Here is a 25,635-nt window from a genome sequence, read left to right on the forward strand (position 1 = left end):
GGCGGCGAGGTTGGTGGAACGGCCAGACAGGCCGGACAGCCATCGGAGGATCCCATGTCACGACCACTTCGCGAGGCCACGACCTACCTCGTGCTCGCCTTCACCCTCGCCATCGGCATCGCCGTCGCGATGCCCCACGCCGGCATCAACGTGCTCCTCAGCGCGTTCGCGCCCGTCACGGCCCTGGTCATCATCACCTTCACCGTCACCCCCCGCGGCAGGCGACGGGCCCTGTGGAGCGAGTTCGGGCTGAACCGCTCGGGCAAGCGGCTCTGGCCGTTCGCGCTGGTGGTCCCCATGCTCCTCGCCGGCAGCGCGTACGCCGCGGCGCTGGTGCTGGACGTCGCGGACCTGCGGGAGATCGACCTGACGTCGTCGGGTGTCGCGCTCTGGAGCGCGAACCTCGCGACGATGCTGGCCTCGATGACCGTCCTCTTCCTGGCCGAGGAGCTCGGCTGGCGCGCCTACCTGCTGCCGAGGATCCAGCAGCTCACCAGCCGTCGTCGGGCCGCCCTCGTCACCGGCTTCATCCACGGCTGCTTCCACCTGCCGCTGATCCTGGTCGCCACGACCTACGACCAGCACGGCAGCCGGTGGCTGGTGGCACCGGTCGTGGTCGCCACGATCACCATGGGCGGGGTCTTCTACGCCTACGTGTGGGACCGCACCCACAGCGTCTGGCCCGTCGCGATGGCGCACGGTGCGGTGAACACCGCGTTCACCCTCGGCGCGGCCGCGGTCGTGGCGAGGTCCGAGGCGGGGCTGGCGTACGTCGCCGACGAGAGCGGCATCGCCACCTTCGCGGCGGTGGCCGTGGTGGGCGCGCTGCTCCTCGCCCGGGCCCGCGTGTGGCGCACCGGCACCGACGCGGTCGTCACGGGTAGCGCGCGAGCTCCTGTCGCAGCCGCTCGGTGATGTCCGGCGTCCATCCCTCCGGCTGGAGCAAGTTGACCCAGCCGGCGGCGTGCTCGCCGGAGAAGTTGTGCCCGTGCGCGGGCTGGGTCGAGAAGGCGGCGGCGAGGTCGGCCGACACCTGCAGGAAGGTGACGTACGGGATCCAGCGCATCGCGCCGGGCACGTCGTCGCCGTGCGGCTCCTCGAGCCAGTCGGGCCGGGTCAGCAACAGGTCGGGGCTCCACCAGGTGACCGGGTCGGACGCGTGCTGCAGGTAGAGCACGCGGCTCCCCGGCCACGGCTCGCCCTCCGGTGGCGGACGCTCGGCCTTGGTGGTGAAGCGGATGATCCGTCCCTCGCGGTAGACGGGCTCGACCTCGCGCGAGCCGGCGTCGCGGTCCTCGATGAAGCTGCGGTAGAGCGGGTTGAAGTTGGGGGGACCCACCAGGAGCGCGCCCGAGGTCCGGTTGTCGAGGTCGAACTCGCCGCTGAAGGCGGCCTCGGCGCCGAACGACCCGAGGCTCTCGCCGAACACGTAGAGCTCCGGCCGCTCGTCGAACGGCAGGCTGGACCAGCGCGCGTAGACGGCGTCGAACAACGCCCTCCCGGCGTCGCGGGCGCGGGCCGAGTCGACGACGAAGGACAGCCAGGAGGGCAGGTGGGAGTACTGCATGCCGACGATCGCGGAGTCCCCACCGGTGACGTACTCGAAGCCGCTGGCCGCACTCGGCTCGACCCAGCCGGTCCCGGTGGTGGTGACCACGAGGAGGTGCTGCCGCTCGAAGCCGCCGGCCCGCTCGAGGTCGGCCACCGCGAGCGCGGCCTGCTGCTCGGTGTCGTCGGCGTTGGCGAGCCCCGTGAAGATGCGGATCGGCTCCATCGACGGGCGGTCCGTCAGCTCGGTGATGTCCTCGCTCGACGGGCCCCTTGCCACGAAGGTCCGCCCCTCCCGGCCGAGCTCGTCCCAGTCGACCAGCGACTCCGGGCTCCCCGACCGCAGCGGCGTCGACGGGCGGTCGACGCCGTCCGGCGTCTCGAGGTCCCCGAGGGCGAACGACGCGTCGAGGGCGCGCAGGCCCGCGTCGGCGGCCACGCCGCTGAGCAGCGCCCACGCCAGGAAGCCCACCGACACGACCCCCAGCACCCGGGCGACCGAGGGCCTGAGGCGCCGCTCGAGCAACCGGGCCACCCGTCGGGCGAGGGCTCGGGCGCCGCGCGCCAGGGCGAGGAGGAGCGCGGCCACGACCAGCGCCACCGGTGGGACCAGGAGCACGAACGCGACGGGCGTCGACTCCGTCCCGGCGAGCTCGTGCGCCTCGTCCTGCCACCGGACACCCACGGCGAGGCTCGTGGCCAGGGCCGCGACCCCTCCCACGAGGAGGACCGAGCGAGCCAGGTCCGGCCACGGCTCGCGGGGGCGGTCGCGCAGCCCCCGCCAGCACCAGGCGACGAAGACCCCGAAGCCGTAGCCCGAGGCCGCGGCCGTGCCGGTGACCGCGCCCTGCGCCAGCGGGGACCGCGGGAGCAGGGACGGGGTCAGGGAGAGGCAGGCGAGCACGATCGCGAACGCCAGCCCCGCCGGGAGCAGGCGGGAGCGGCGGACCGGCCCCACCAGCCGCTCGGCCCACCCGGGTACGGCGCCCACCTCGCCGGCGTTCAGTAGTCGACCGGGTCGCGTGCGATGGGGCAGGTCATGCAGTGGCCGCCGCCTCGACCGCGGCCCAGCTCCGCACCGACGATCGGGATCACCTCGACACCCGCGTCGCGCAGCAGTGCGTTGGTGTAGGTGTTGCGGTCATAGGTGAACACCACGCCCGGCTCCACGGCGACGGCGTTGTTGCCGCTGTCCCACTGCTGCCGCTCGGAGGCGTAGACGTCGCCACCGGTCTCGAGGGCTCGGAGCTCGCTGAGCCCCAACGCCTCGGCGACGACGTCGACGAACGCGCGGTCGCCCTCGTCGGTGACCTCGATCCCGTGCGCGTTGTCCCCCGGGCGGAGGGAGAAGGAGTGGATGCCGTCCACGATGCCCGGGAAGTACGTGACGACGTCGCGGTCGGCGAAGGTGAAGACGGTGTCGAGGTGCATCGCGGCGCGCAGCTTCGGCATCCCGGCGACGACCACCCGCTCGGCGGCTCCCTGCTCGAACAGCGCCCGCGCGACCTGGGTGATGGCCTGGCGTGAGGTCCGCTCGCTCATCCCGACCAGGACGGTCGCGTTGCCGATCGGCATGACGTCGCCGCCCTCGATGGTCGCCAGCCCCCAGTCGAGCTCAGGGTCGCCCCACCACACGGTCGATCCGGCGTAGTCGGGGTGGAACTCGTAGATCGCCTTGTAGAGCAGCGTCTCGTCGTGCCGGGCCGGCCAGTAGAGCGGGTTCATGGTCAGGCCGCCGTAGAGCCAGCACGTGGTGTCGCGGGTGTAGAGCGTGTTGGGCAGCGGCTGCATCAGGTAGTCCCTGGCGCCCGTCGACTCCCGCGCCAGGGCGACGAAGCCGGACCGGAAGTCGTCGGGGAGGTCGGTGGTGGCGAGTCCCCCGACCAGCAGCTCCGCGAGCCGGGCCTCGTCCAGGGTGGACAGGTAGGCGCGCGTCTCGTCGACGAGGCCGTAGCCCACCTGGTTCTGGGTGATCTTCCGCTCGAGCAGCCAGTCCTTCGCGCCCGGCACCGCCATCGTCTGCGCCAGGAGGTCGTGCAGCTCGACCACCTCCACGCCGCGCTCCTCCAGCGCCGACACGAAGTCCGCGTGGTCCTTCTCCGCGTTGTCGACCCACATGACGTCGTCGAAGAGGAGCGAGTCGGAGTTGGTCGGCGTGAGCCGGCGGTGCGCGAGGCCCGGTGAGCACACGAGGACCTTGCGCAGCCGGCCGACCTCGGAGTGCACGCCGTGCTGCCCGGCGGCTGCCTCGCCGCCGGACCCCGGCGTCTGCGGTGTGGTCATTGCGCGGTTCCTTCCATGGGGTGTTCAAAGGGTGATGCGACCGGTCCACAGGCCGACGACGCCGGCGACGCCGGCGACCACGATGACGACGAAGAGGCCGATCTCGGCCGGGGTGAAGATGCGCCGGCCGCGCTCGCTGCGCGCCTTGACGTAGAGCAGCGACGCCGGTGCGAGGAGCACCGCGGACAGCAGCAGGAACTCGAGGCCGGCGGCGTCGAAGAGGAAGAGCGTGTAGACCGTGGCCGCCCCCGCGACGACCCCCTCCCGGCGCTTGATTCGCGGCTCCTCGCCCTCGTAGGACTCCCCGGTCAGGGCCAGCTTCAACGAGTACGCCGCAGCCAGGAAGTAGGGCAGCAGGGCCAGGCTCGTGGCCAGGTCGAGGAGGAAGTTCAGCGCGTCGGTCACCACGAGCGTCAGGAGCAGGACGGACTGGACCGCGATCGAGGTGACCACGAGCGCCGTGATCGGCGTGCCGCTGTCGTTCTCGCGACCCAGGAAGGCGGGGAGGTCGTCGTTGCGCGCGGGGATGTACATCACCTCGGCCGCCATCAACGTCCACGCGAGGTAGGCGCCCAGGACCGACACGATCACCCCGATGCTGATGAACGTCTCGCCCCAGTCCCCGACGACGTGGGCGAACAGGCCGACCATCGACGGCTGTCGGGTGTCGGCGATCTCCGGCTGGGGCAGGACGGCGTAGCTCGAGAGCGTGACGAGCGAGAAGATCGACAGCACGCTGAGGAAGCCCATGACGGTCGCCCGGCCCACGTCCTCGCGCTTCTGCGCGTAGCGCGAGTAGACGCTCGCCCCCTCGATGCCGATGAACACGAACGTCGTGATGATCATCGTGTTGCGCACCTGCTCGTCCAGGGATCCCAGGTCGCCGTAGCCGTAGGCGGTCCAGTTGTCGGCGAAGACGCCGGCATCGAGGTTCACCAGGAGCACCACGATGAACACCAGGATCGGCAGGATCTTGAAGATCGTGACGATGCGGTTGATCACCGCAGCGTCTCGCACGCCGCGGGCGATCAGCACGTGGAACAACCAGACGCCCGCCGTCGACAGCGCGAGCGCCACCACGGTGTCGCCGTCGCCGAAGCTGTCGAAGAACGCCCCCAGCGTCGCGGTGATGAACACCCAGTAGAAGGCATTGCCCGCGACGGTGCTGGCCCAGAAGCCGATGGCGGAGTTGAAGCCGGCGTAGTCGCCGAACCCGGCCTTGGCGTAGATGAAGACACCCGAGTCCAGCTGGGGCTTGCGGAGCGCGAGGTTCTGGAAGACGAAGGCCAGCATCAGCATGCCGGTGCCGGCGATCGCCCACGCGATCAGCGACCCGAGGATGCCGGTGGCGACACCGAAGCGTGCCGGCAGGGAGAACACGCCCGCTCCGACCATGCCGCCGATCACCATGGCGGTGAGGGTCGGCAGCGTCATCTTCTGGACGGGGCTGCTCTCCGTGGCAGCGGCCGGTGCCGGCTCGGGTGTGCTCATGTCGTCCCCCCGGCAGCTGCGGCCGACCGGCCGGACGTGTTCGCCGAGACGCGCATGGGCCTGATCCTCCGACGCAACCCCCGCCGAGCGGGTCCCCCGCTGCGGGGGAGGCCACCGCCGCCGTGTCGTGCGCAGACTCGGCACCGGACCGGACCGACCTGCGGAGAGGAGCCGGGGGACGTGCGTCACCAGGGCTGGGCCTCGGTCGTACGCGGTGGCGCGGTGCTGCTGTTCGTTTGCGCGCTGGGCGCGTGTGCGGACTCCGATGACGGCGACTCGCCCTCGACGTCCTCGACGCCGGCTGCCACGACGATCGACGCCGCCGCGCTCGACGGGGCGACGTACGCCTCGACCTCCGTCGAGGGCGCCGAGCTGGTGGAGGGGACGACCGTCCAGGTCGGGTTCGAGGACGACACCATGTCGGTCTGGGCCGGGTGCAACACCCTGTTCGGGCCCTTCGAGGTCGACGGCACGACCATCGCGTGGGCGTCCGAGCCGGCCGCGACGATGATGATGTGCGAGTCGGACCTCGTGGAGCAGGACCGGTGGCTCACCGAGCTGTTCGGCGCCGGGGTCGACGCCACGGTCGAGGGAAACGACCTGACGCTGCAGGGCGGCGGTGTCACGATCGAGCTCGCGACGGAGGCGCCCGACGACCTCGAGAGCCTGCTCGGGCGCACCTGGACCGCCATCGGCACGGTGTCCGACGGCGCCGTGTCCCGGCTGCCGGTGGACACCCGGCGCCCGCGGCTGGACGTCGGGGCGGACGGCCTCGCCCGGCTGTTCACCGGCTGCCGGAGCGGACGCGTCACCGTCCAGGTCGAGGGGGCGGCACTGGTCTTCTCGAACGTCACGCTCCAGCGCGGACGCTGCACGGGCCCGGCCCGTCGGACCGAGCGGGCCGTCCTGGCGCTGCTCGACGGCCCCAGTGACTCCGCCGAGCTCCACGACCACCTCCTGGTCGTCACCCAGGGTGGCGAGGGACTCTTCTTCGAGGTCCGCTGACCTGGGTCACGGCGTGTCCCCGGTCCCCCCGCCCAGGCGGCGTCGCCACACGAGGGCCACGATCCCACCGAGCACGACCGGGCCCAGGATGGTCACGGCGCGCCACACGGTGAGCGCCGCGACCAGCTCGGGCTCGAGCGCGTCTCCGCCGACCTCCATGAACGCCCCGAGCAGGACCACGTCGTAGATGCCCAGTCCCATCATCGGCGGCAGCGTGAGGGGGTAGGCCAGGAAGAAGACGCCGATGACCTCGTACGCCGGCACCGCCTCCGCGGGGACGCCGACGAATCGCATGGCCAGCAGCAGGACGCAGGCGTCCGAGAGCACCATCGCGCTCAGGGCGACCAGGGACCGCGGGAAGGCACGGTGGTAGTCGGCCACGATGTGCTGCTGGAACCCGGTCGAGGAGCGGACCCACGACTCGGGGTCGACCGAGGAGCGCATGCGCCGCACGATGGTCGCGGCCCTCCTCCCCAGGCGGGCGGCGAACTGCTCACGACGCACGGCGAGCGAGACGAGCACGGCGAGCGCGACCGCGATCGCCACGCTCACCAGGGCGCCGGCCACCTGCGACGTGCCACTGCCCAGGACCGTCAGGACCACAAGGCCGATGAGAGGAGCGGCGAACCTGTTCACGTAGAAGACGACCATGTTCATCGTGGCCCCGGGCGAGTCCCCGCGAGGCCTCGATCCCCCAGCCGCGGAACATGGCCACGCGCACGACCATGTCGCCCGGCGGCGGCGCCACGACGGCCGTGACCGACGCGACGAGGTCGCTGAGCAGCGCGCGTGCAGCGCCGAGGCCGTCGATGAACAGCGCGAGCGGGAGGGCGTTGAGCGTCTGGCGCACGAGCAGCACCGCCACGAGCGCGAGCACCTCCCAGGCCGTCAGCCTGCCGAGCGCCTCTGCCACCGACGACCAGTCGATGGCACCCAGGAACGTGGAGGCCAGCCAGCCGCAGACCAGGACGATGACCACGACGACCACCGGCCGGAGCCACGGGGGGCGACGGCGCCCGGCCGGCTCGGCGGGTGTCGCGGGGGTCGGGCCGTGGGTCATGGACCCGTCCGGGGTCACGACGAGCTGCCGCGGCGTGACCCGCCCAGCCTCTTCTGGACGATGCGCGCCAGGACCGCGAGCCCGACCCAGGCGGCGACGGAGATCGCCTGCTCGCCGTAGCCCGCCGGGTCGCTGACGACCCGGACGTCGGAGTCGACGCGACCCAGGCCGGCGAGGACGAGGGCGGAGCCGCCGATGGCGGTCACCCACCCGACCAGCCGCTCCCGCCAGCGCTCGAGGGCCACCCCGCCGACGACGGCGACGGCGGGCACGAAGACGACGGCCAGCAGGACGCTCGCATCACCGGTGTCGAGGATGGTGAAGAGGCGCGCCCCGACGACGGCACCCACCACCAGCCCCACGACGAAGAAGAGCACGCGCGCTGCGAGTACGCCGACGAGCAGGGCGAGCAGGCCGCTGGCCCCCGCGATCAGCGCCGCGGTGCCGAGTCCCGCCCCGAAGGCGTCGGCGACCAGCCAGGCGGCACCGGCCCCGGCGCAGACCAGCACGAGGCGGATCGACCAGATGCCCCCGACCGCGAGCAGCACGCCGACGAGGACCAGCACCAGTGCCTCCATCGAGCGATCGTCCCGGCCGCGCGGCCCCGAGAGGATCACCCGAAGCGGGCGACACGACGCCGATGGACGCACGAGGGGCCGCCGGTGTCACCGCGCCGGATCCTGGACAGCTCCAGCCCGAGTGATGAGTTCGGGCGCCTACCTCCGTCACACATGGCGACAGGACACGACGGACGGAAGGATGAGCGATGACCATCGACACGTGCACGGAGCGAACGGGGGAGGAGGTCGTCATGGGCTCGCTCGCGGACATGGACGAGGGCGGGTTCGCCGACCTCGCCGAACGGCACCGCCGCGAGCTCCACGTCCACTGCTACCGGATGCTGGCGTCGTTCCAGGACGCCGAGGACGCGGTGCAGGAGACGTTCCTCAAGGCGTGGCGCGCCCGGGAGACGTACGAGGGGCGCTCGTCGGTGCGGGCCTGGCTCTACCGCATCGCCACCAACACCTGCCTCGACCTGCTCGCGCGACGCCGACCCGAGCCGGCCAGCGGCGGTGAGGCGATGTGGCTGCAGCCCTACCCCGACAGCCTCCTCGACGAGCTGCCCGCCGACGGTGCCGACGGCCCGGAGAGCAGGGCCCTCGCGCGGGAGACCATCGAGCTGGCGTACGTCGTCGCGGTGCAGCACCTCGCCCCGCGACCCCGTGCCGCGCTGATCCTGCGCGACGTCATGGGGTGGCCGGCCAAGGACGTCGCCGCCCTGCTCGGCGACTCGGTGAACTCGGTCAACAGCGCGCTCCAGCGAGCCCGGGCGGGGATGCGCGAGCACCTGCCCAGCGAGCGGCAGGAGTGGACCGGCGACGACGCCGACGTCGAGAACCGCGACCTCGTACGCCGCTTCACCGACGCCAGCGTGGCCGCCGACATCGACACGGTCGCCACCATGCTGCGCCACGACGTCCGCTACTCGATGCCGCCGTGGGAGGGCCTGCTCGTCGGCCGGGACGCGGTCGTCGCGGACTGGACGGCCAACGGCTTCCCGGAGATGACCGGCCTCCGGGCGGTGCCGACGGCGGTCAACCGCCAGCCCGCGGTCGCCTACTACCGCTGGGACGAGGAGCAGGGCGCACACCTGCCGCTCACGATCGACGTGCTGCGGATCTCGGGCGAGGAGGTCACCGAGGTCACCATCTTCGGCGCCGACCGGTTCGGCTCGCTGGGGCTGCCCGAGCGACTCCCGTCCGAGGGGGTTGACCGATGAGCCGCGGGAGGCGGCTCGCCGTCACCGGGCTGGGCGCCGCGCTGGCGGCCGCCGCCCTCAACGCCGTCGTCGCGGCCCTCGCCCGGGCCGCCGGCGTCGACCTCGAGGTCTCGGGAGGCGGGGCGATCCCGGTGTCGGGCATCGCCTTCGTCACCGTCGTGCTCTCGGTGCTCGGCGTGCTCGTCGCCGCGGCGCTGTCGCGGTGGAGCCACAGCCCCGTGCAGTGGTGGCTGCGCACCACGGTCGTGCTGACCGCGGTGTCGCTGGTGCCGCCCTTCCTCGCGGCCGCCGACGCGGCCACGGCGGTGACCCTCGTCGTGCTGCACCTGCTGGCCGCGGCGGTCGTCGTGCCGGCGGTGGCGCGGACCCTCCGCGCCCCGGCCTGACCCGGACGACCGGCGTCAGCGCCGGTCGCGCACTGACCCGGCGGGGTGAGGCGGCGAGACGGCGACCTGCCCAGCGTCGCCCGGGCCGCGAGTGGTGCGTCACACCGACCCCTGGGGGTGAGCCGACCACCCTCTCGCGATGGCTACCGTCTCGAGCGACCATGCGCAGCGACCACCACAGCGCCGACCCCAGCGGCGATCCCCAGATCCTCCGGCTGACCTACACGAGCTCGGCCACCGACCTCATGTCGGTCGCCCAGCTCGTCGAGCTGATCGAGCAGATCCGCCCCAAGAACGAGCGCCTCGGGCTCACCGGCCTGCTGCTCTACAGCGGCGGCAACGTGATCCAGACGCTCGAGGGGACGTCGTACGCCGTCTACGCCGTGTTCGACGCGATCCGCGCCGACACGCGCCACGGCGACGTACGCATCGTCGACCGGCGCTACGTGCGCGCCCGGTCGTTCGGCACCTGGTCGATGGGCTTCCGCAACGTCTCGGCGCGCGAGGTCGCGGACCTGCAGGACTTCAACGAGTTCGCCCGGGAGTCGGTGGGCCACGACCTCGTCGACCACGCCGCGTCGGCCTTCGAGCTGCTCGGGACCTTCCGCCTAAGCACCGCCTGAGCGTCCACCTCGAGGCGCCGGTGCGGCACGAGCGGCGGCGGTCGCCTAGGCTGGTCCACGAAAGGGAGTAGTCCCCAACAGGCGCGTCGACACACTGACCTCTCCGGTCCGGCGCGCAGGGCCACCGTCGCGGTGGCGGACGAGACTTTCGACCAGATTCACACGACCCCACCCGGACGTGCCTGGTCGAAGGCGCGTCCCGGCTCCCGGGGTCACCTCCGGCCGGGCCGGAGAGGATCCCTCCATGGAAGCGCTGCTCATCAGCACCGCCGTCATCTTCGTCGCCGAGCTCGGCGACAAGTCCCAGCTCATGGCGATGACGTTCGCCACCCGCTACCGCGCCCGCGACGTGATCATCGGCATCACCGTCGCCACCGCGATCGTCCACCTCGCCTCCGTCGGCATCGGCGCCGCGATCGGCGAGGCGTTCGGCGACTACCAGCCGTCGATCAACATCGCGGCCGGCCTCGCGTTCCTGTTCTTCGCGGCCTGGACGCTGCGCGGCGACGAGCTGACCGACGAGGAGGCCGACAAGGCCCGCACCAGCCAGGGTGCGGCGATCCTCGCCGTCGGCGTCGCCTTCTTCCTCGCCGAGCTCGGCGACAAGACCATGCTCGCCACGATCACCCTCGCCACCCACGAGGGCTGGTTCGGCACGTGGATCGGGTCGACCATCGGCATGGTCGCCGCCGACGCCCTCGCGATCGCGGCCGGTGGGCTCCTGGGGCGCCAGCTCCCCGAGAAGGTGATCACGTACGGCGCGGCCGCGGCGTTCGTGGTCTTCGGCCTGCTGCTCATCTGGCAGGGCTGGACCGACCTCTGACCCGCGCCACGGGAGGACACGTGTCCCGCGGCGGCGCGAGAATGGCCGGGTGCGACTTCCCGACCCGGCCCTCGTGGTGCTCGTCGGCGCCTCGGGGGCCGGGAAGTCCACCTGGGCAGCGGCCCGCTACCGCGCCGAGGAGGTCGTCTCCTCCGACGCCCTCCGCGGGGTGCTGGGCAGCGGTCCGCACGACCTCGACGCCTCGGGCGACGCCTTCGCCGTGCTCGAGACCGTCGTCGCCGCGCGGCTCCGCCGCGGCCTGACCACCGTCGTGGACACGCTCGGTCTCGACGCGACCCGGCGCATCGCCTGGCTCGACGCCGCACGCGCGGGCGGCCTGCCGGCCGTCGCCGTCCTCCTCGACACCCCGGACGCCGAGTGCCGCCGACGCAACGGCGCCCGTGACCGTCCGGTCCCGGCGCCGGTGCTCGCGGGCCAGCTGCGCTCGGTGCGCGACGTACGTGCCGTGCTGGACGCCGAGGGGTGGGACCTCGTGGTCCGCGTGGGTGCCGAGGACACAGCCGCGACGCCGCCCGCCGCCGCGGCTGCGGCCGAGCCGCGCGAGGACCGGACGTCGAGCCTCGGCCTGCGGTCGGTGCTGCAGGTGTCGCGCTTCCCCTGGGACGAGGACCCGCTGGCGTGGCTCACCGACGTCGCGCGCGCCGCGGACGAGGCGGGCTTCGCCGGGCTGGCGCTGATGGACCACCTCATCCAGGTGCCGCAGGTCGGGCGGGCGTGGGACCCGATCCCCGAGCCGTGGGTGGCCCTCGGCGCGATCGCCGCCGCCGGCACCGGGCTCGAGCTCGGCACCCTCTGCACGCCCGTGACCTTCCGTCCCGCGGGCGTCACCGCGAAGGCCGCTGCCACGCTGTCGGCGCTGAACGGTGGTCGCGCGTTCGTCGGCATCGGAGCCGGGTGGTTCGAGCGGGAGCACGCGGCGTACGGCATCCCCTTCCCGCCGGCCCGCGAGCGCCTCGACGAGCTCGAGCGGGCGGTCGTCACGATGAAGGCCCTGTGGGCGGCGGGCACCAAGGCGTACGACGACCACGGCGTCGCCCTCCCCGAGACGACCTCCTACCCCCGTCCCGCGGGGCCGATCCCGGTGGTCGTCGGCGGCTCGGGCGAGCGCCGCACCCTGCGCATCGCGGCGCGGCACGGCGACGCCTGCAACCTCCGCACGACCGACGAGACCGAGCTCGCCCGGCTGGTCGGGGTCCTGCACGCGCACTGCGAGGACGTCGGCCGCGACCGCTCCGAGGTGGCCGTGACCGTGCTCGACCTGCCCGTCGTGGGCGCCGACCGCGACGACGTGTGGGCGCGCGTCGAGAGGCTCCGCGGCCGCACACCGGCAGCGACGTACGCCGCCCGCACCCACGCCGCGACGGTCGACGGCCACCGGGACCGGTGGGCCCGGCTGGCGGGGCTCGGCGTGTCGACGATCTTCATCGCCACCCCCGACCTCGGAAGTCCCGACGACGTTCTCGCCCTTCGGGGGCTGAACGCCTGACCCTGCGGGTCGTAGTGTCGAGGACATGCAGACGCGCACCCTCGGACAGCACAAGGTCGGCGCCATCGGGCTCGGCCTCATGACCTTCGACCAGACCGGCACCCAGCCCCGGCAGCAGCTCATCGACACCGTCTCGGCCGCCCTCGACGCGGGCGTCACGCTCTTCGACACCGCCGACGCCTACGGGCCGGGTGACGAGAAGGGGGCCGGCGCCCAGGGGGAGAACGAGCGGCTCATCGCCTCGATCCTCGACGAGCTCGGCGCCCGCGACCGCGTCGTGCTGGCCACCAAGGGCGGCCACGTCCGCACCGAGGGCGGTGGCTGGGACACCGACAGCTCCGCGGCCCACCTCCGCGAGGCCGTCGACGCCAGCCTCCAGCGCCTCGGCGTCGAGCAGATCGCGCTGTGGCAGCACCACCGGCCCGACCCGAAGGTGCCCTACGACGAGGTCATCGGCACGCTGAAGGAGATCGCCGACAGCGGCAAGGTCGCCCACGTCGGGCTGTCCAACGCCGACCCGCAGCAGATCCGTGACGCCCACGCGGTCCTCGGCGACGCGCTCGCCAGCGTGCAGAACCAGTTCAGCCCCAAGTTCCGCTCGAGCCGTCCCGAGATCGACGTGTGCGAGGAGCTCGGCCTGGCCTTCCTGCCGTGGAGCCCGCTCGGCGGCCTCTCCGACGCCAAGGAGCTCGCCGACAAGCACCCCGCGTTCGCGGAGATCGCGCAGGAGCGCGGCGTCAGCGCCCAGCAGGTGGCACTGGCGTGGGAGCTCGCCCAGTCCCCGGTCGTCATCCCGATCCCGGGCGCCAAGCGGCCCAGCTCGATCACCGACTCGGCCGCCGCCGCGGAGATCGAGCTCACCGCCGACGAGCTGGCGCGCCTCGACGCGAGCTGACCCGGGTCCTCCGCGATGTCCCGCCCGCTCCTCGTCCGCGCGGTCGACACGGCCATGGACCGCTCGCTGGTCCTCGGCTACACGACGATCGGCCTCGCCGTCCGGCGGATGATGCCGGGCTGGCCGGCCGACCCGCCGCCGCGCGCGCTCGCGGGCCGGCACGTGCTCGTCACCGGCGCGAGCTCCGGCCTCGGTGCCGCGACGGCGTCCGGGCTCGCCGGGCTCGGCGCGGTCGTGCACATGCTCGTGCGCGACGAGGCCAAGGGGACCGGGGTCCTCGACCGGCTCCGCGCCACGAACCCCGGCGCGGAGCTGCGGCTGTGGCGGTGCGACGTCGCCGACCTCGACGACGTACGACGCTTCGCGGGGGGCTTCGCGGCCGAGGTCCCCGACCTCCACGCGGTCGTGCACAACGCGGGCGTGATGCCGCCCGAGCGCACCGAGTCGCCCCAGGGCCTCGAGCTGAGCATGGCGGTGCACCTCGTCGGGCCCGTGGTGATGACCGAGGCGCTGCGCGGCCCGCTCGCCGGCGGTCGCGTGGTGCTGGTCAGCAGCGGCGGCATGTACTCGCAGCCGCTTCACGCCGACGACCCGGGCTACCTGACCGGTGACTACTCGCCGACGACGGCGTACGCCCGCTCCAAGCGCTGGCAGGTCGAGCTGGCCCCGCTGCTCGTGGAGCGGTGGGGGGCCGACGGCACGACCGTCGCGACGATGCACCCCGGCTGGGCCGACACCCCCGGCGTGCGCGAGTCGCTCCCGACGTTCCGCCGGCTGACCCGCCCGGTGCTGCGCGACGACGCGCAGGGCGCCGACACCAGCGTCTGGCTGACGGCGGTCGAGCCGGCGCCGCCCACCGGCCGCTTCTGGCACGACCGGGTCGAGCGCCCGACCCACCTGCTGCCGACGACCCGCGGCAGCGACCGCGACGTGGCACGCGCCTGGGCCTGGCTGCGGGACGCGGCCGGGCTGGACGAGGCCGCCGCGCCCTAGGGTGTCGCGGGTGCTGAGCCTGCAGATCGACGACGCCCGCCTGTCCGACCTCGAGCCCTGGCACGCCGGCCAGCTCGCCGGCCTGTTCCGGGCCCACGGCGCGGACTTCTACGACTGGCTGCCGTGGGAGGCATTCGAGGACGTCGAGGCCGCCCGCGGCTTCCTCGACTCCTTCGTCAAGGGACGCGGCGAGGGCACCCGACGGCTCTACGGCATCTGGGTCGACGACGAGCTCGTCGGCGGCACGCTCTTCCCGAGCATCAACGCCCGCTCCCGGGTCGCCGAGGCGGGCGTGTTCCTCGCTGCCTCCGCCCGCGGTCGCGGCATCGTCACCCGCGCCGTGGCCGCCATGCTCGACTGGGCCTTCGTCGAACGGGGGCTGCACCGCGTCGAGTGGCGGTGCGCCCCGGGCAACCACGCCAGCCGGCGCGTCGCCGAGCGGCTCGGCTTCACCCACGAGGGCACGCTGCGCGAGGTGTTCCCGGTGCGGGACGAGCGCCAGGACCTCGAGGTCTGGTCGCTGCTGGCCCGCGAGTGGAACGGCGTGCCGCAGCAGTCCTGACCCCGCGCCTCGCCCTGACCAAGGAAAAACTTGACTGGTTCAAGTAAAGGGGGCAGGGTGGTGGGTGATGGAGGACCACGACTTCGAGCACCTGCTGCGCAGCGCCGACCTGAGGGTCACCCGGCCTCGCCTCGCCGTGCTCCGGGCCGTGCGCCGCCAGCCGCACGCCGACACCGGCAGCGTCCTCGCCGCGGTGCGCACCGAGGAGCCGACCGTCTCCCACCAGGCGGTCTACGACGTCCTGGGGGCGCTCACCGACTCGGGACTGGTCCGCCGGATCCAGCCCGCCGGCTCGGTCGCGCGCTACGAGCTCCGCGTCGGCGACAACCACCACCACGCGGTCTGTCGCTCGTGCGGCGTCGTCGCCGACGTCGACTGCGCGGTCGGCGTACGCCCCTGCCTCGACGCATCCGACACCCACGGCTTCGTCATCGACGAGGCCGAGGTCACCTACTGGGGCCTGTGCCCCGCCTGCTCGACCAGAGCCGTCACCACGTGACACCTCCGTCCGACATCTCGTGAGACCGACCCGCACCGATGAAAGGTTCGCCATGACCGACAGCCAGGACACCACCCCAGAGAGCCCCCAGGGGGTCGACCGCAAGGCCGAGGCCGGCTGCCCGGTCATGCACGGCTCTGCCACCGCGCAGGGCAGCGAGAGCGAGAACCCGGTCATCGACTCGCCGGAGCCGGCGACCAACCGCCGTCCGCACACCAACCAGGACTGGTGGCCCAACAGCCTCGACCTGTCCCCGCTGCGCACCCACAGCAACAAGAGCAACCCGCTCGGGCCGGACTTCGACTACTCCGAGGAGTTCAAGAAGCTCGACCTCGGCGAGCTTCGCCGTGACGTCGTCGAGGTGCTCAACACCTCGCAGGACTGGTGGCCCGCCGACTTCGGCCACTACGGCGGCCTGTTCATCCGGATGAGCTGGCACGCGGCCGGCACCTACCGCATCTTCGACGGCCGCGGCGGCGCCGGCGAGGGCTCGCAGCGCTTCGCCCCGCTCAACAGCTGGCCCGACAACGCCAACCTCGACAAGGCCCGCCGCCTGCTCTGGCCCGTCAAGCAGAAGCACGGCCAGAAGATCTCGTGGGCCGACCTGCTGGTCTACGCCGGCACCGTGGCCATGGAGGACATGGGCTTCCAGACCTTCGGCTTCGGCTTCGGCCGCGAGGACATCTGGGAGCCCGAGGAGATCATTTGGGGTCCGGAGGACACCTGGCTCGGTGACGAGCGCTACTCCGGCGACCGCGAGCTCGAGGAGCGCCTCGGCGCGGTGCAGATGGGCCTCATCTACGTCAACCCCGAGGGGCCCAACGGCAACCCGGACCCGGTCGCCTCGGCGCGCGACATTCGCGACACCTTCGCCCGGATGGCGATGAACGACGAGGAGACCGTCGCCCTCATCGCCGGTGGCCACACCTTCGGCAAGACCCACGGCGCCGGTGACGCCGACCTGGTCGGCCCCGAGCCGGAGGCCGCCCCGCTGGAGGAGCAGGGCCTGGGCTGGAAGAGCTCGTTCGGCTCCGGCAAGGGCAAGGACACCATCACGTCCGGCCTGGAGGTCACCTGGACCTCCACGCCGACGCGGTGGAGCAACGACTACTTCAAGTTCCTCTTCGCCTACGAGTGGGAGCTGGAAAAGAGCCCGGCGGGCGCCCACCAGTGGGTCGCCAAGGACGCCGAGGCGATCGTGCCCGGCCCGACGCCGGACTCGCCGCCGCGTCGCCCCACGATGCTCACCTCCGACCTCGCGCTGCGTTTCGACCCGGCCTACGAGAAGATCTCGCGCCGCTTCCTGGAGAACCCCAACGAGTTCGCCAAGGCCTTCGCGAAGGCCTGGTACAAGCTGCTGCACCGTGACATGGGTCCGGTCGAGCGCTACCTCGGCCCGTGGGTCCCGGAGGCCCAGATCTGGCAGGACCCCGTGCCGGCGCACGAGGGCGAGCTCATCGGGGACGCCGACGTCGCCGCGCTCAAGACCGCCGTGCTCGAGTCCGGTCTGAGCACCGCCGAGCTGGTCTCGACGGCGTGGGCCTCCGCGGCGTCGTTCCGCTCGACCGACAAGCGCGGCGGCGCCAACGGTGCCCGCATCCGGCTCGAGCCGCAGCGCAGCTGGGCGGTCAACCAGCCGGAGCAGCTCGCGACCGTCCTCGACCGGCTCGAGTCGGTCCGGAGCGACTTCAACGCCAAGGGCGGCGCGCAGGTGTCGCTCGCGGACCTCATCGTCCTCGCCGGCTCCGCGGCGGTCGAGAAGGCCGCGAAGGACGCCGGCGTCGAGGTCACGGTGCCGTTCCGCGCCGGTCGCACCGACGCCACCCAGGAGCAGACCGACGTCGACTCCTTCCGGGTCCTCGAGCCCCGCGCCGACGGGTTCCGCAACTACCTGCGGCCCGGCGAGAAGCTCCAGCCGGAGACCCTCCTGGTCGAGCGGTCCTACATGCTCGGCCTGACCGCGCCGCAGATGACCGTCCTCGTGGGCGGCCTGCGGGCGCTCGGCGGCAACGTCGGCGGCGCGCAGCACGGCGTCCTCACCGACCGTCCGGGCGTGCTGACCAACGACTTCTTCGCCAACCTGCTGGCCCCGGGCACGCAGTGGAAGGCCTCGGAGTCGGAGGAAAACGTCTACGACATCCGCGACGCCGCCACCGGTGACGTGAGGTGGACGGCCACCGCGGTCGACCTGATCTTCGGCTCGAACTCGCAGCTGCGGGCGCTCGCCGAGGTCTACGCCAGCGAGGACGCCCACGAGAAGTTCGTCCACGACTTCGTCGATGCCTGGGTGAAGGTCATGGACAACGACCGGTTCGACCTGCGCTGACCCTGCTCGACCGGCGGCCCGGGCTCCCCTCGCGGGGGACCCGGGCCGCTGCCCGTCGTCTACGACCGGCTCCGCCCCGCACGCCGAGGTGGCCGACGTGCTCGGCTCGCTCCCGCCCTCCCGCCCGGTCGTCGGGTCTAGCGTGGGCGCATGGTCGACCGCGCCACGCCCAACCTCCCGTCGCGCGACCTCGACGCCCCGGCCGGCTTCTACGCCGCGCTCGGGTTCGCGACGGCGTACCACGACCCGGGCTGGCTGATCCTCGAGCGCGGGACGGTGGTGCTGGAGTTCTTCCACGACCCCGCCACGGACCCCGCCTCGACCTCGGCGGGCTGCTGCGTGCGGGTCGACGACCTCGATGCGTGGTACGACGTCTGCGTCGCGGCCGGTCTGCCCGAGACCCACGTCGGGTGGCCGCGGCTGCACCCGCCGCGGGTCGAGGAGTCGGGGATGAGGATCGGCTACCTGGTCGACGCCGACGGCAACCTGCTGCGGCTCGTGCAGAACCCCTAGTCCGGGACCGGCGCGGCCGTCGCCTCGTCGCCGACCCGGATCGTCCCCGAGCCCAGCAGGCGGAACACCGTGCCGCCGCGCGGGGAGCGGAGCGCCTGCATCGCGCCCGGCCCGAGCCAGTCGTCGAGGAGCCGGCAGGGAGCGGCGATGCGCACCACCTCGAGCTCGACGTCGCCGATGCGCATCCGCTCGCCCGGCCGCGTCGGGATCGGCCCGCTCGTCAGGGTGATGTTGCGGCGCGTGAGCCCCGGGTCGACCGGACGCCCCAGCACCTCGGCCGCCGCCTCGAGGTCGTCGAGCGCCTGCACCGTCACGTGGCGGTGCTTCGCGCCGTGGTAGCGGTCGCCGACCAGGCCCACGCCGGCCTCCGCCTCGACGGAGGCGACCGACTTCGTGGGGATCTTCCGCCCGGGGGCGACGTGGATGGCGTGCACGCGCGAGGTCACGGGTGCGACCGTACTGTGCACCCGTGGCCCCTGCTTGGCGGCGTGAGGCCACAATTCGGAGGCGGACTGTCTGTCGGTGCCTGCGCCTAGGGTCGTCGGGTGCCCATGGACGAGCTCGACCCGGCACCCGCCGACGCCACCGCGCCGCACGTCGAGGCCCACCTGCCACCGGGGGTGACCCGCGGCCCGGAGACCGTGCGCGCCTTCCGCCAGGTCCTCGGCAACACGCTCGTCGCCAACGTGACCGCGAGCTACTTGTGGTTCGCCCTCACCTTCTGGGCCTACCTCGAGACGCGCTCGGTGATGGCCACCGCGATCATCGGCGGCGGCTACATGCTCTTCACGGCCGTGTTCGGCACCTTCTTCGGCACGCTCGTCGACCGCCACCGCAAGAAGCAGGTGATGGTCATCTCCTCGACCGTCACGCTGGTCGGCTACGCCGCCTCCGCCGGGCTGTGGCTGCTGCTCGGCGAGGAGCGGCTGGCCGACTGGGGCAGCGCCTGGTTCTGGCTGTTCACCGGCGTGATCCTGGTCGGCGGCGTCGTCGAGAGCCTGCGCAACATCGCGCTCTCCACGACGGTGACCCTGCTCGTCCCCGAGGACGGCCGCGACAAGGCCAACGGCCTGGTCGGCACCGTCCAGGGCATCTCGTTCATGATCACCAGCGTCTTCAGCGGCCTGAGCGTCGGGCTGCTCGGGATGGGGTGGACCCTGGCGATCGCGATCGGCCTCACCGGCGTCGCCCTGCTGCACCTCGTCCCGATCACCGTCCCCGAGGTCGATCCCCAGCCCGAGGAGGGCGGTCCCCACTTCGACTTCCGCGGGGCGATCTCCGCGATCACGGCCGTTCCCGGGCTGGTCGCCCTGATCCTGTTCACGACGTTCAACAACCTCGTCTCGGGCGTCTACATCGCCCTCATGGACCCCTACGGCCTGACGCTGTTCAGCGTCGAGGCCTGGGGCATCGTCCTCGGCGTGACCGGCCTCGGGTTCGTCGTGGGCGGCGGGCTCGTCGCGAGGTTCGGCCTCGGCGCCAACCCGGTGCGCACCCTCTTGCTCGTCAACCTCGGCATCGCCGTGATCGGGATGACGTTCACGGTGCGCGAGTGGGCCTGGCTCTACGTCCTCGGCATCTTCGCCTTCATGGCGGTGATCCCGGCGGCCGAGGCGGCCGAGCAGACGATCCTGCAGCGGGTCGTCCCGTTCCGCACGCAGGGCCGGGTCTTCGGCTTCGCGCAGAGCGTCGAGCTGGCGGCCAGCCCGATCTCGGCCTTCCTCATCGGGCCGATCGCGGAGTTCGCGCTGATCCCCTACATGGAGTCCGAGGAGGGCCGCGACAGCTGGCGGTGGCTGCTCGGTGACGGTGACGCCCGCGGCATCGCGCTGGTCTTCATGATCGCCGGCGCGATCATGGTCGTCACCGTGCTCCTCGCGCTGGTGTCCGCCTCCTACCGCCGGCTCTCCGCGGCCTACGCCGACGCGCCGCCCCAGCAGCTCGAGGGGACGCCGACCGACTGAGCCGCCGTCGCGTGGCTCAGGCGGGCATCCGGGCGTCGAGGAAGCGGACGGTCCGGTCCATCGCCGCGACGAAGGCCGGCCCGAACGCGTGCCCGTCGTCGTACCACTCGAGGGTGGCGTCCACGCCCGCCTTCGTCATCGCACGCTGCGTGGCCCGCGCCCACGGGGGCGGGCAGGTGTCGTCGATGCGGCCGTGCACCATCAGCACCGGGTCGGTGATGTCGCCGAAGAGGGGTCGTGGCGACACGCCCCGCCAGAACTCCGGGTCCTCCGCCGGGAGCCCGTGCCGTCCGCGGAAGCCGGCCTTCAGCTCCGCGAGCGGCGCGTCGGGGCGCTGGAACTGGGCGAAGTTCTCGGCCTCGAGGCTCGAGACGGACGCCCAGCCGACGCCGGCGGCGAAGAGGCCCGGCTCGGCGGCGAGCGCCTTCATCATCACGCCGCCGCCCATCGAGCGACCGAACAGCGCGATCCGGTCGGGGTCGACCCGAACGTCGTCGGAGGTCCGGAGCGCGTGGAGCCCGGCGATCGCGTCGGCGGCGTAGCCGAGCCGGACCGCCTGCTCGACGCGCGGGTCGTCGGTCGACTCGGCGTGGTTGCGGTAGTCGACGTGCAGCGCGACGTAGCCGCGCTGGGCGAGGAAGCCGCGCTCGCGCGTCATGCCCTGGCCGCGGACGTAGTAGGCCGGGTTGATGTAGCCGTGGGCCAGCACCACGGCGGGGAAGGGGCCGCGCCCGGTCGGCACGTTGAGCACGCCGCTGATCCGCAACGGCTCGGTGCCGCGGCCCATCGTGGTGGAGGCAAAGGTGACGTCGTACGACGTGTAGGCGGGGGTCCGCTCGCGGACGGCGCCGAGCCGCAGGTCGCCGCCGGTCAGGTCGGCCTGCGCCAGGGCTGCCATCGAGATGGGGTGGGCCGGCTCGGGCTCCTCGGTGGGCTCCTCGGTGGGCTCCTCCGTCGGCTCCTCCGTCGGATCGCTGGTGGGCTGGCTGGTGGGGGAGGCGCTCGGGGTGTCCTGCGGGTCGGCCGAGCCGGGCTCGTCGCTCCCGCTCGAGCAGCCGGCGAGCAGCACGAGGACCGCGACGACGGTCGCGACCGGGCCGGCGGCACGGGGCCGGAGGGCGGGCATGTCGACCAGTGTGCGGCACCGCTGGTGACGTCCGGTCACGTCTGCGACCCGCGGGACGTCGACTGGTCGAGACGACGTGCAGACGGAAGGGTGGACCCATGGACCGGACGGAGACCTTCGAGGCCGAGCGGCCCCGACTGCTCGGCATCGCGACCCGCGTGCTGGGAGACCACGCCGAGGCGGAGGACGTGGTGCAGCAGGCGTGGCTGCGGCTCGACCGCGCGGTCACCCGCGACGGCACCGAGATCGACAACCTGCCGGCCTGGCTGACCACCGTCACGACCCGGCTCTGCCTCGACCGGCTGCGCGCCCGCACGCCCGTGCCGGTGGAGGACCCGCACCTCGAGGACGCCGCGCTCGAGCCGTGGTCGGACCCGGTCACCGACCCGGCGGACGACGTCGCGCTGGCCGACACGGTCGGCATCGCGCTGCAGGCGGTCATCGACCGGCTCTCCCCGCGCGAGCGGGTGGCCTTCGTGCTGCACGACAGCTTCGGCTTCGACTTCGCGACCATCGGCGCGGTGCTCGACACCTCACCCGTCGCGGCGCGCAAGCTCGCGTCGCGGGCCCGGGCCAAGGTCGCCCAGCCCGCACCCGAGGACGCGCTGGCCGACTGGGAGGTCGTCGACGCGTTCATGGCGGCCGCCCGGGGTGGCGACTTCGAGCGGCTCCTCCAGCTGCTCGCGCCCGACGCCGTGGTCGGCGCCGACGAGGCCGCGGTTCTCGCCGGCACGCCGGCCTCCATCGAGGGCCGCGACGAGGTCGCCGCCTTCTTCAACGGCAGCGCGCAGGCGGCCATGGCCGTCTTCGTGGGAGACCGCCCGGCCTCGGCGTGGTTCCACCGTGGTGCGGCGGCGGTCGTCTTCGACTTCGAGGTCGCCGACGGCAAGGTCCGGGCGATCACCTTCCGTGCCGATCCGGACGTCCTTGGGCAGGTCGTGCGCCGCGATGGGCCGACGGCGAGATGACCCACCGCGTGCCGCAACCTGAGGGCGGGATCAGTCGGTGGTGACACACCGCGTGACGGCACCGGGACAGGGGCCGTCACGGATCCGCCACACCTCGGACCACAACCGACCACACCACGGCTGTGGAGCCGGCGCCCCCCGTGTCACATCCCCGGTGGCCCGATCGTCGTACCACCAGAACCCCGACTGAGGAGATCCCATGAAGACCATGACCTGCCGCCAGCTCGGCGGCCCGTGCGACCTCGCCCACCGCGGAGAGACCCACGACGACGTCATCAACGCGCAGGACCAGCACCTCAAGCAGGCCGAGAAGGAGGGCGACACCGCCCACCTGCCCGCGCGTAAGGAGATGAAGGGGCGCTGGCGCCACCCGAAGAAGTCGCTCGGGTGGTACCGCCAGATGCAGGCCGACTTCGCCGCGCTCCCCGAGGACTGAACGGTCAGCGGCGGCGGTCGGCCAGCACCCAGGCGGCGCCGGCGGCCGCGGCGGTGACGCCGAGGACCGACGGCCAGGTGCCGACCTTCTTCGCGAGCGGGTGGGAGACCCCCATCGCCGCCCAGTAGGCCGCGGTCAGGCCGGCGGTCAGCGGCACCCCACCGACGGCGTACCACTGCCGCGCGGCGACGAGGTTGGCGCCGAGCATCGCGGCTCCGCCGAGAGGGCGTACGCCGGTGCGCTGGGCGAGGGCGAAACCGCCGACGAGGCCGCCGGCGAGCAGGGGAGCGGTGGGGACGCGGGCGAGGTCGGGCACGTGACGAGCCTAGCCAGCACTCAGTTGTGGCCGACGCGACCCTTGCTGCCGGCCGCGTAGCAAACCGTGCCGACGCAGTCGATGACGTGGTAGCCCTTCCTGCTCGCGCGCTTCCACGTGCGGCCGCCGTCGGTGGTGATGCTCGACCCGACCGAGCCGTCGTAGTCGCCGGTCGCGACGGCGTACCTGCTGCCGCGCAGGAAGGTGACGTCCTCGCCGATGTGCGAGAGGTCGCCGCCGAGGGTCCAGGTGCGGCCGTCGCGGGAGTAGGCCGTCGTGTCCTCGGTGTCGTCGGCCTTCGCGAAGTCGCCGCCGACCGCGATGCCCGCGCTGGGCGAGGCGAAGGCGCCCGCGAAGCCGCCGGCTGCCTCACCGGCCGGGATCCCCGACGCGGTGGCGGTCCAGGTGCGACCGTGGTCGTCGGAGCGGAGCACGCGCGACTTCTTGCCGCCGGTGACGAGGAAGGCCGACCGGCCGGAGGTGACGAGGCAGTCGCCGCTGGCGGCGAAGCCGAACTCGTCCTTCGACCGGGGCATGCCCGCGTCGGGCAGCACCGACCACGAGCGGCCGTGGTCCTTCGTCGAGAGGATGCGCAGCTTGCCGTCCACCGGGTCGCTCACCGCGAGGCCGCGCTTGCCCGCGCCGTAGAACGCCATGCAGTCGTAGAAGGCGTCCTCGTCGGTGTTGCGGAACGCCTCGGTCCAGCTCGCGCCGCCGTCGGTCGACCGGTAGATGCGCGACGCCTCCCCGGGGCCGATCGCGAGGACGTGCGCGACGCCGTCGTGCACCTCGACGTCGCGGAACGACAGGCCCTCGGTGTCGTCCGGGCCGACGTCGGTCCAGGTCTTCCCGCGGTCGGTCGTGCGGAAGACGCGGGCCGGGCCGTCGTCGGTCAGGCTCTCGCCCGTGACCCACGCCTCGCGCTTGCTCACGGCCTCGAGGCCGCGGAGGTTCTGGTCGGCGTCGACCACCGTCTCGCTCCAGCCGTCGCGGAACGGGTTCGGTCCGGCGGCCTCCGGCTGGGCCGCCGAGCCGGCGGGGACCGAGAGCGCCAGGGCGGGGATCGCCAGGAGGGCAGGGATGAGGGCAGGGACTCCGAGTCGTCGCATCGGGCCACCATGGCGCGCGGCGCAGGTCCTGTCCAGACCCCTGAGGTGGGTCGTTCCGGAAGCCGGCCGTCCGGAACCGGGTCTACCGTCGGGCCCATGAGCACCGACCACGAGACCGTCCACGACGTCTGGGTCCCGCCGCCGTGGGAGCCGCCGATCGACGGCACCGAGGCCGAGTACCTCACCGGTGCGCTCGGCCGGATGCGCGCCACCCTGCGGTGGAAGGCCGACGGCCTCGACGAGGAGGGCCTCCGGCAGCGCCTGCCGTCGTCGTCGCTCTCGCTCGGCGGGCTGCTGCGCCACCTCGCGATGGGCGAGGACTACTACCTGACGACCAAGCTGCGCGGCGAGGAGCTCGTCGAGCCCTGGCGCTCGCTCGGCCACGACGGCACCGACGAGTGGGAGTTCGAGGCCGACCACTTCACCGCCGCGCAGACGTACGCCGTCTTCGACGAGGCGGTCGTCCGCAACACCGCCCGGATCGAGGCCGCGCTGGCCGAGGGCGGTCTCGACCTCGTCGCCCACGTCGACGACGGCAACGGCAACCACCCGCGCCTGCGCCGCCTCCTCGTCGACCTGCTCGAGGAGTACGCCCGGCACACCGGCCACGCCGACCTCCTCCGCGAGGCCGTCGACGGCCGCGTCGGCGAGGACCCGCCCGAGGGCTGGACGCCCCCGTGGCTCGCCTAGCCGGGCACCGGGACGCCGGCTACTTGCTGGGCTCCGGGACGTCGACGTCGACCTCGGCGCAGTCGACCTTGGGGTTCACGCCGACGTAGTTGAGCGGTCCGGCGACGATGGTGAGCGCGATGTCACCCGCCTCGGAGCAGTTGGTCTTCGCGTCCTCGAAGTAGTCGCGCTGGAAGGCCGCGAACGCGCCGATGACGAGCCAGATGACGAGCAGGATGCCGATCAGTCGTCCCACGGGAACCTCCCTCGATCCTCACGACAAGGTAGCCGTGTCGTCGCGAGTGTGCGCAGATCGGCGTGCGCCCTGCCACCCTCCCAGGGGTAGGCGGCCCTAGGGTGGCGCCATGACCGTCCTCGCTGTGGTGTTCGCGGTCGCGGCCGCGTTGCTGCACGTCTACATCTGGGTGCTCGAGGCCTTCCGGTGGACCCAGCCGTCGACCCGCAAGACCTTCGGCGTGTCCGAGGCCGACGCCCCGGTCCTCGCGCCGATGGCCTACAACCAGGGTTTCTACAACCTCTTCCTCGCCATCATCACGCTCGTCGGCGTCGCCCTGCTCGGGCAGCAGGAAGACATCGGCCGGGCCCTCGCGCTCGCCGGCACCGGGTCGATGCTCGGTGCCGCGCTGGTGCTGGTGACCCACGACCGCTCGATGGTGCGGGCCGCGACCACCCAGGGCACGCTGCCCGCGCTGGCCGTGCTCTTCCTGATGCTGTCGGTCTAGCGAGGGGCCC

The 25,635-nt window shown here is 72.9% G+C and carries 29 protein-coding genes; 18 read left to right on the forward strand and 11 right to left on the reverse strand.

Annotated features, from left to right (window positions below; genetic code table 11):
* Nucleotides 1-54 precede the first annotated feature (54 nt).
* Nucleotides 55-915, forward strand: coding sequence for a CPBP family intramembrane glutamic endopeptidase (locus NYO98_RS17980; RefSeq protein WP_268113126.1), 861 nt, complete (start codon nt 55-57; stop codon nt 913-915).
* On the opposite strand, the gene NYO98_RS17985 is transcribed toward NYO98_RS17980, so the two are convergent.
* Genes NYO98_RS17985 through NYO98_RS17995 form a run of 3 tightly spaced genes read right to left on the reverse strand, consistent with a single transcriptional unit; the run spans nt 875 to nt 5,322 of the window.
* Nucleotides 875-2,539 carry an alpha/beta hydrolase gene (locus NYO98_RS17985; RefSeq protein WP_268113127.1) on the reverse strand — a complete coding sequence of 555 codons (1,665 nt, stop codon included), beginning with the start codon at nt 2,537-2,539 and terminating at the stop codon, nt 875-877. The two genes, NYO98_RS17980 and NYO98_RS17985, sit on opposite strands and share 41 nt — an antisense overlap.
* 11 nt (nt 2,540-2,550) lie before the next feature.
* Nucleotides 2,551-3,831 (reverse strand): arginine deiminase, encoded by a 1,281-nt coding sequence (locus tag NYO98_RS17990; RefSeq protein ID WP_268113128.1) that lies wholly within the window; start codon nt 3,829-3,831, stop codon nt 2,551-2,553.
* Nucleotides 3,832-3,855: 24 nt separating this feature from the next.
* The gene (locus NYO98_RS17995) at nt 3,856-5,322 is read right to left on the reverse strand and encodes a basic amino acid/polyamine antiporter (protein WP_268113129.1); all 1,467 of its coding nucleotides are present in this window, start codon (nt 5,320-5,322) and stop codon (nt 3,856-3,858) included.
* 180 nt (nt 5,323-5,502) lie between these two features.
* Here NYO98_RS17995 and NYO98_RS18000 point away from each other — a divergent pair, with 180 nt between their 5' ends.
* Nucleotides 5,503-6,327, forward strand: a complete 825-nt coding sequence (locus NYO98_RS18000) for an META domain-containing protein (protein ID WP_268113131.1) — start codon at nt 5,503-5,505, stop codon at nt 6,325-6,327.
* A 6-nt stretch (nt 6,328-6,333) separates the two neighbouring features.
* Here the strand turns inward: NYO98_RS18000 and NYO98_RS18005 are convergent, their stop codons facing one another.
* From NYO98_RS18005 to NYO98_RS18015, 3 genes are read right to left on the reverse strand one after another with little or no spacing between them, the layout of a single operon-like run.
* On the reverse strand, nt 6,334-6,930 hold the full coding sequence (locus NYO98_RS18005; RefSeq protein ID WP_268113132.1) for a hypothetical protein: 597 nt from the start codon (nt 6,928-6,930) through the stop codon (nt 6,334-6,336).
* A complete protein-coding gene (locus tag NYO98_RS18010; protein WP_268113133.1) occupies nt 6,821-7,387 on the reverse strand; it encodes a hypothetical protein in 567 nt (188 codons plus the stop codon). Before NYO98_RS18010 ends, NYO98_RS18005 begins: the two co-directional genes overlap by 110 nt.
* 14 nt (nt 7,388-7,401) lie before the next feature.
* On the reverse strand, nt 7,402-7,965 hold the full coding sequence (locus tag NYO98_RS18015) for a hypothetical protein (protein ID WP_268113134.1): 564 nt from the start codon (nt 7,963-7,965) through the stop codon (nt 7,402-7,404).
* 188 nt (nt 7,966-8,153) lie between these two features.
* Between NYO98_RS18015 and NYO98_RS18020 the strand changes: the two genes are divergently transcribed.
* The 11 genes from NYO98_RS18020 to NYO98_RS18070 all read left to right on the forward strand — a co-directional run bounded on the left by NYO98_RS18020 (nt 8,154) and on the right by NYO98_RS18070 (nt 18,294).
* Entirely contained in the window at nt 8,154-9,167 is a 1,014-nt protein-coding gene (locus NYO98_RS18020; RefSeq protein WP_268113135.1) for an RNA polymerase subunit sigma-70, read from the forward strand.
* The gene (locus tag NYO98_RS18025; protein WP_268113136.1) at nt 9,164-9,553 is read left to right on the forward strand and encodes a DUF6069 family protein; all 390 of its coding nucleotides are present in this window, start codon (nt 9,164-9,166) and stop codon (nt 9,551-9,553) included. The genes NYO98_RS18020 and NYO98_RS18025 overlap by 4 nt, the downstream gene beginning before the upstream one ends.
* A 161-nt stretch (nt 9,554-9,714) precedes the next feature.
* A complete protein-coding gene (locus NYO98_RS18030; RefSeq protein ID WP_268113137.1) occupies nt 9,715-10,176 on the forward strand; it encodes a BLUF domain-containing protein in 462 nt (153 codons plus the stop codon).
* Nucleotides 10,177-10,420: 244 nt separating this feature from the next.
* Entirely contained in the window at nt 10,421-10,999 is a 579-nt protein-coding gene (locus NYO98_RS18035) for a TMEM165/GDT1 family protein (protein ID WP_268113139.1), read from the forward strand.
* Nucleotides 11,000-11,048: 49 nt separating this feature from the next.
* A complete protein-coding gene (locus NYO98_RS18040; protein ID WP_268113140.1) occupies nt 11,049-12,506 on the forward strand; it encodes an LLM class flavin-dependent oxidoreductase in 1,458 nt (485 codons plus the stop codon).
* 25 nt (nt 12,507-12,531) lie between these two features.
* Nucleotides 12,532-13,401, forward strand: coding sequence for an aldo/keto reductase (locus tag NYO98_RS18045; protein ID WP_268113141.1), 870 nt, complete (start codon nt 12,532-12,534; stop codon nt 13,399-13,401).
* Between the two features lie 15 nt (nt 13,402-13,416).
* Entirely contained in the window at nt 13,417-14,394 is a 978-nt protein-coding gene (locus tag NYO98_RS18050; RefSeq protein ID WP_268113142.1) for an SDR family NAD(P)-dependent oxidoreductase, read from the forward strand.
* A 10-nt stretch (nt 14,395-14,404) separates the two neighbouring features.
* Nucleotides 14,405-14,956 carry a GNAT family N-acetyltransferase gene (locus NYO98_RS18055; protein WP_268113144.1) on the forward strand — a complete coding sequence of 184 codons (552 nt, stop codon included), beginning with the start codon at nt 14,405-14,407 and terminating at the stop codon, nt 14,954-14,956.
* Nucleotides 14,957-15,023: 67 nt separating this feature from the next.
* Complete coding sequence (locus NYO98_RS18060; RefSeq protein ID WP_268113145.1) at nt 15,024-15,455, forward strand: Fur family transcriptional regulator; 432 nt, start codon at nt 15,024-15,026, stop codon at nt 15,453-15,455.
* Nucleotides 15,456-15,507: 52 nt separating this feature from the next.
* The gene (gene katG, locus NYO98_RS18065; protein WP_268113147.1) at nt 15,508-17,781 is read left to right on the forward strand and encodes a catalase/peroxidase HPI; all 2,274 of its coding nucleotides are present in this window, start codon (nt 15,508-15,510) and stop codon (nt 17,779-17,781) included.
* 150 nt (nt 17,782-17,931) lie between these two features.
* On the forward strand, nt 17,932-18,294 hold the full coding sequence (locus NYO98_RS18070) for a bleomycin resistance protein (protein WP_268113148.1): 363 nt from the start codon (nt 17,932-17,934) through the stop codon (nt 18,292-18,294).
* Here the strand turns inward: NYO98_RS18070 and NYO98_RS18075 are convergent.
* Entirely contained in the window at nt 18,291-18,740 is a 450-nt protein-coding gene (locus NYO98_RS18075) for an MOSC domain-containing protein (RefSeq protein ID WP_268113149.1), read from the reverse strand. The genes NYO98_RS18070 and NYO98_RS18075 overlap by 4 nt on opposite strands.
* A 105-nt stretch (nt 18,741-18,845) precedes the next feature.
* Between NYO98_RS18075 and NYO98_RS18080 the strand changes: the two genes are divergently transcribed.
* Entirely contained in the window at nt 18,846-20,258 is a 1,413-nt protein-coding gene (locus tag NYO98_RS18080; protein WP_268113552.1) for an MFS transporter, read from the forward strand.
* Between the two features lie 16 nt (nt 20,259-20,274).
* On the opposite strand, the gene NYO98_RS18085 is transcribed toward NYO98_RS18080, so the two are convergent.
* Nucleotides 20,275-21,384 carry an alpha/beta hydrolase family protein gene (locus NYO98_RS18085; protein ID WP_268113150.1) on the reverse strand — a complete coding sequence of 370 codons (1,110 nt, stop codon included), beginning with the start codon at nt 21,382-21,384 and terminating at the stop codon, nt 20,275-20,277.
* Between the two features lie 98 nt (nt 21,385-21,482).
* On the opposite strand from NYO98_RS18085, the gene NYO98_RS18090 reads away from it, so the two are divergent.
* Both NYO98_RS18090 and NYO98_RS18095 read left to right on the forward strand, forming a co-directional pair.
* Nucleotides 21,483-22,352, forward strand: a complete 870-nt coding sequence (locus NYO98_RS18090; protein ID WP_268113151.1) for a sigma-70 family RNA polymerase sigma factor — start codon at nt 21,483-21,485, stop codon at nt 22,350-22,352.
* A gap of 199 nt (nt 22,353-22,551) precedes the next feature.
* Complete coding sequence (locus tag NYO98_RS18095; RefSeq protein ID WP_268113152.1) at nt 22,552-22,788, forward strand: DUF1059 domain-containing protein; 237 nt, start codon at nt 22,552-22,554, stop codon at nt 22,786-22,788.
* A 4-nt stretch (nt 22,789-22,792) separates the two neighbouring features.
* Here the strand turns inward: NYO98_RS18095 and NYO98_RS18100 are convergent, their stop codons facing one another.
* Nucleotides 22,793-23,104, reverse strand: coding sequence for a hypothetical protein (locus NYO98_RS18100; protein ID WP_268113153.1), 312 nt, complete (start codon nt 23,102-23,104; stop codon nt 22,793-22,795).
* A gap of 20 nt (nt 23,105-23,124) precedes the next feature.
* The gene (locus NYO98_RS18105; RefSeq protein ID WP_268113154.1) at nt 23,125-24,213 is read right to left on the reverse strand and encodes a beta propeller repeat protein; all 1,089 of its coding nucleotides are present in this window, start codon (nt 24,211-24,213) and stop codon (nt 23,125-23,127) included.
* A 96-nt stretch (nt 24,214-24,309) separates the two neighbouring features.
* On the opposite strand from NYO98_RS18105, the gene NYO98_RS18110 reads away from it, so the two are divergent.
* Nucleotides 24,310-24,903, forward strand: a complete 594-nt coding sequence (locus NYO98_RS18110) for a mycothiol transferase (protein ID WP_268113156.1) — start codon at nt 24,310-24,312, stop codon at nt 24,901-24,903.
* Between the two features lie 19 nt (nt 24,904-24,922).
* Here the strand turns inward: NYO98_RS18110 and NYO98_RS18115 are convergent, their stop codons facing one another.
* A complete protein-coding gene (locus tag NYO98_RS18115) occupies nt 24,923-25,138 on the reverse strand; it encodes a hypothetical protein (RefSeq protein WP_268113157.1) in 216 nt (71 codons plus the stop codon).
* Nucleotides 25,139-25,247: 109 nt separating this feature from the next.
* On the opposite strand from NYO98_RS18115, the gene NYO98_RS18120 reads away from it, so the two are divergent.
* On the forward strand, nt 25,248-25,625 hold the full coding sequence (locus NYO98_RS18120; RefSeq protein WP_268113158.1) for a DUF1304 domain-containing protein: 378 nt from the start codon (nt 25,248-25,250) through the stop codon (nt 25,623-25,625).
* Nucleotides 25,626-25,635: the final 10 nt, after the last annotated feature.

Origin of the sequence: Nocardioides pini (assembly GCF_026712185.1) — a bacterium.
Classification (GTDB): domain Bacteria; phylum Actinomycetota; class Actinomycetes; order Propionibacteriales; family Nocardioidaceae; genus Nocardioides; species Nocardioides pini.

Excerpts from the sequence above, each read along its gene's own strand:
- NYO98_RS17980 (WP_268113126.1), top strand. The coding sequence starts at position 55 with ATGTCACGACCACTTCGCGAGGCCACGACCTACCTCGTGCTCGCCTTC.
- NYO98_RS17990 (WP_268113128.1), bottom strand. The coding sequence starts at position 3,831 with ATGACCACACCGCAGACGCCGGGGTCCGGCGGCGAGGCAGCCGCCGGG.
- NYO98_RS17995 (WP_268113129.1), bottom strand. The coding sequence starts at position 5,322 with ATGAGCACACCCGAGCCGGCACCGGCCGCTGCCACGGAGAGCAGCCCC.
- NYO98_RS18010 (WP_268113133.1), bottom strand. The coding sequence starts at position 7,387 with ATGACCCACGGCCCGACCCCCGCGACACCCGCCGAGCCGGCCGGGCGC.
- NYO98_RS18015 (WP_268113134.1), bottom strand. The coding sequence starts at position 7,965 with ATGGAGGCACTGGTGCTGGTCCTCGTCGGCGTGCTGCTCGCGGTCGGG.
- NYO98_RS18020 (WP_268113135.1), top strand. The coding sequence starts at position 8,154 with ATGACCATCGACACGTGCACGGAGCGAACGGGGGAGGAGGTCGTCATG.
- NYO98_RS18025 (WP_268113136.1), top strand. The coding sequence starts at position 9,164 with ATGAGCCGCGGGAGGCGGCTCGCCGTCACCGGGCTGGGCGCCGCGCTG.
- NYO98_RS18030 (WP_268113137.1), top strand. The coding sequence starts at position 9,715 with ATGCGCAGCGACCACCACAGCGCCGACCCCAGCGGCGATCCCCAGATC.
- NYO98_RS18035 (WP_268113139.1), top strand. The coding sequence starts at position 10,421 with ATGGAAGCGCTGCTCATCAGCACCGCCGTCATCTTCGTCGCCGAGCTC.
- NYO98_RS18045 (WP_268113141.1), top strand. The coding sequence starts at position 12,532 with ATGCAGACGCGCACCCTCGGACAGCACAAGGTCGGCGCCATCGGGCTC.
- NYO98_RS18050 (WP_268113142.1), top strand. The coding sequence starts at position 13,417 with ATGTCCCGCCCGCTCCTCGTCCGCGCGGTCGACACGGCCATGGACCGC.
- NYO98_RS18060 (WP_268113145.1), top strand. The coding sequence starts at position 15,024 with ATGGAGGACCACGACTTCGAGCACCTGCTGCGCAGCGCCGACCTGAGG.
- katG (WP_268113147.1), top strand. The coding sequence starts at position 15,508 with ATGACCGACAGCCAGGACACCACCCCAGAGAGCCCCCAGGGGGTCGAC.
- NYO98_RS18070 (WP_268113148.1), top strand. The coding sequence starts at position 17,932 with ATGGTCGACCGCGCCACGCCCAACCTCCCGTCGCGCGACCTCGACGCC.
- NYO98_RS18080 (WP_268113552.1), top strand. The coding sequence starts at position 18,846 with ATGGACGAGCTCGACCCGGCACCCGCCGACGCCACCGCGCCGCACGTC.
- NYO98_RS18085 (WP_268113150.1), bottom strand. The coding sequence starts at position 21,384 with ATGCCCGCCCTCCGGCCCCGTGCCGCCGGCCCGGTCGCGACCGTCGTC.
- NYO98_RS18090 (WP_268113151.1), top strand. The coding sequence starts at position 21,483 with ATGGACCGGACGGAGACCTTCGAGGCCGAGCGGCCCCGACTGCTCGGC.
- NYO98_RS18095 (WP_268113152.1), top strand. The coding sequence starts at position 22,552 with ATGAAGACCATGACCTGCCGCCAGCTCGGCGGCCCGTGCGACCTCGCC.
- NYO98_RS18105 (WP_268113154.1), bottom strand. The coding sequence starts at position 24,213 with ATGCGACGACTCGGAGTCCCTGCCCTCATCCCTGCCCTCCTGGCGATC.
- NYO98_RS18110 (WP_268113156.1), top strand. The coding sequence starts at position 24,310 with ATGAGCACCGACCACGAGACCGTCCACGACGTCTGGGTCCCGCCGCCG.
- NYO98_RS18120 (WP_268113158.1), top strand. The coding sequence starts at position 25,248 with ATGACCGTCCTCGCTGTGGTGTTCGCGGTCGCGGCCGCGTTGCTGCAC.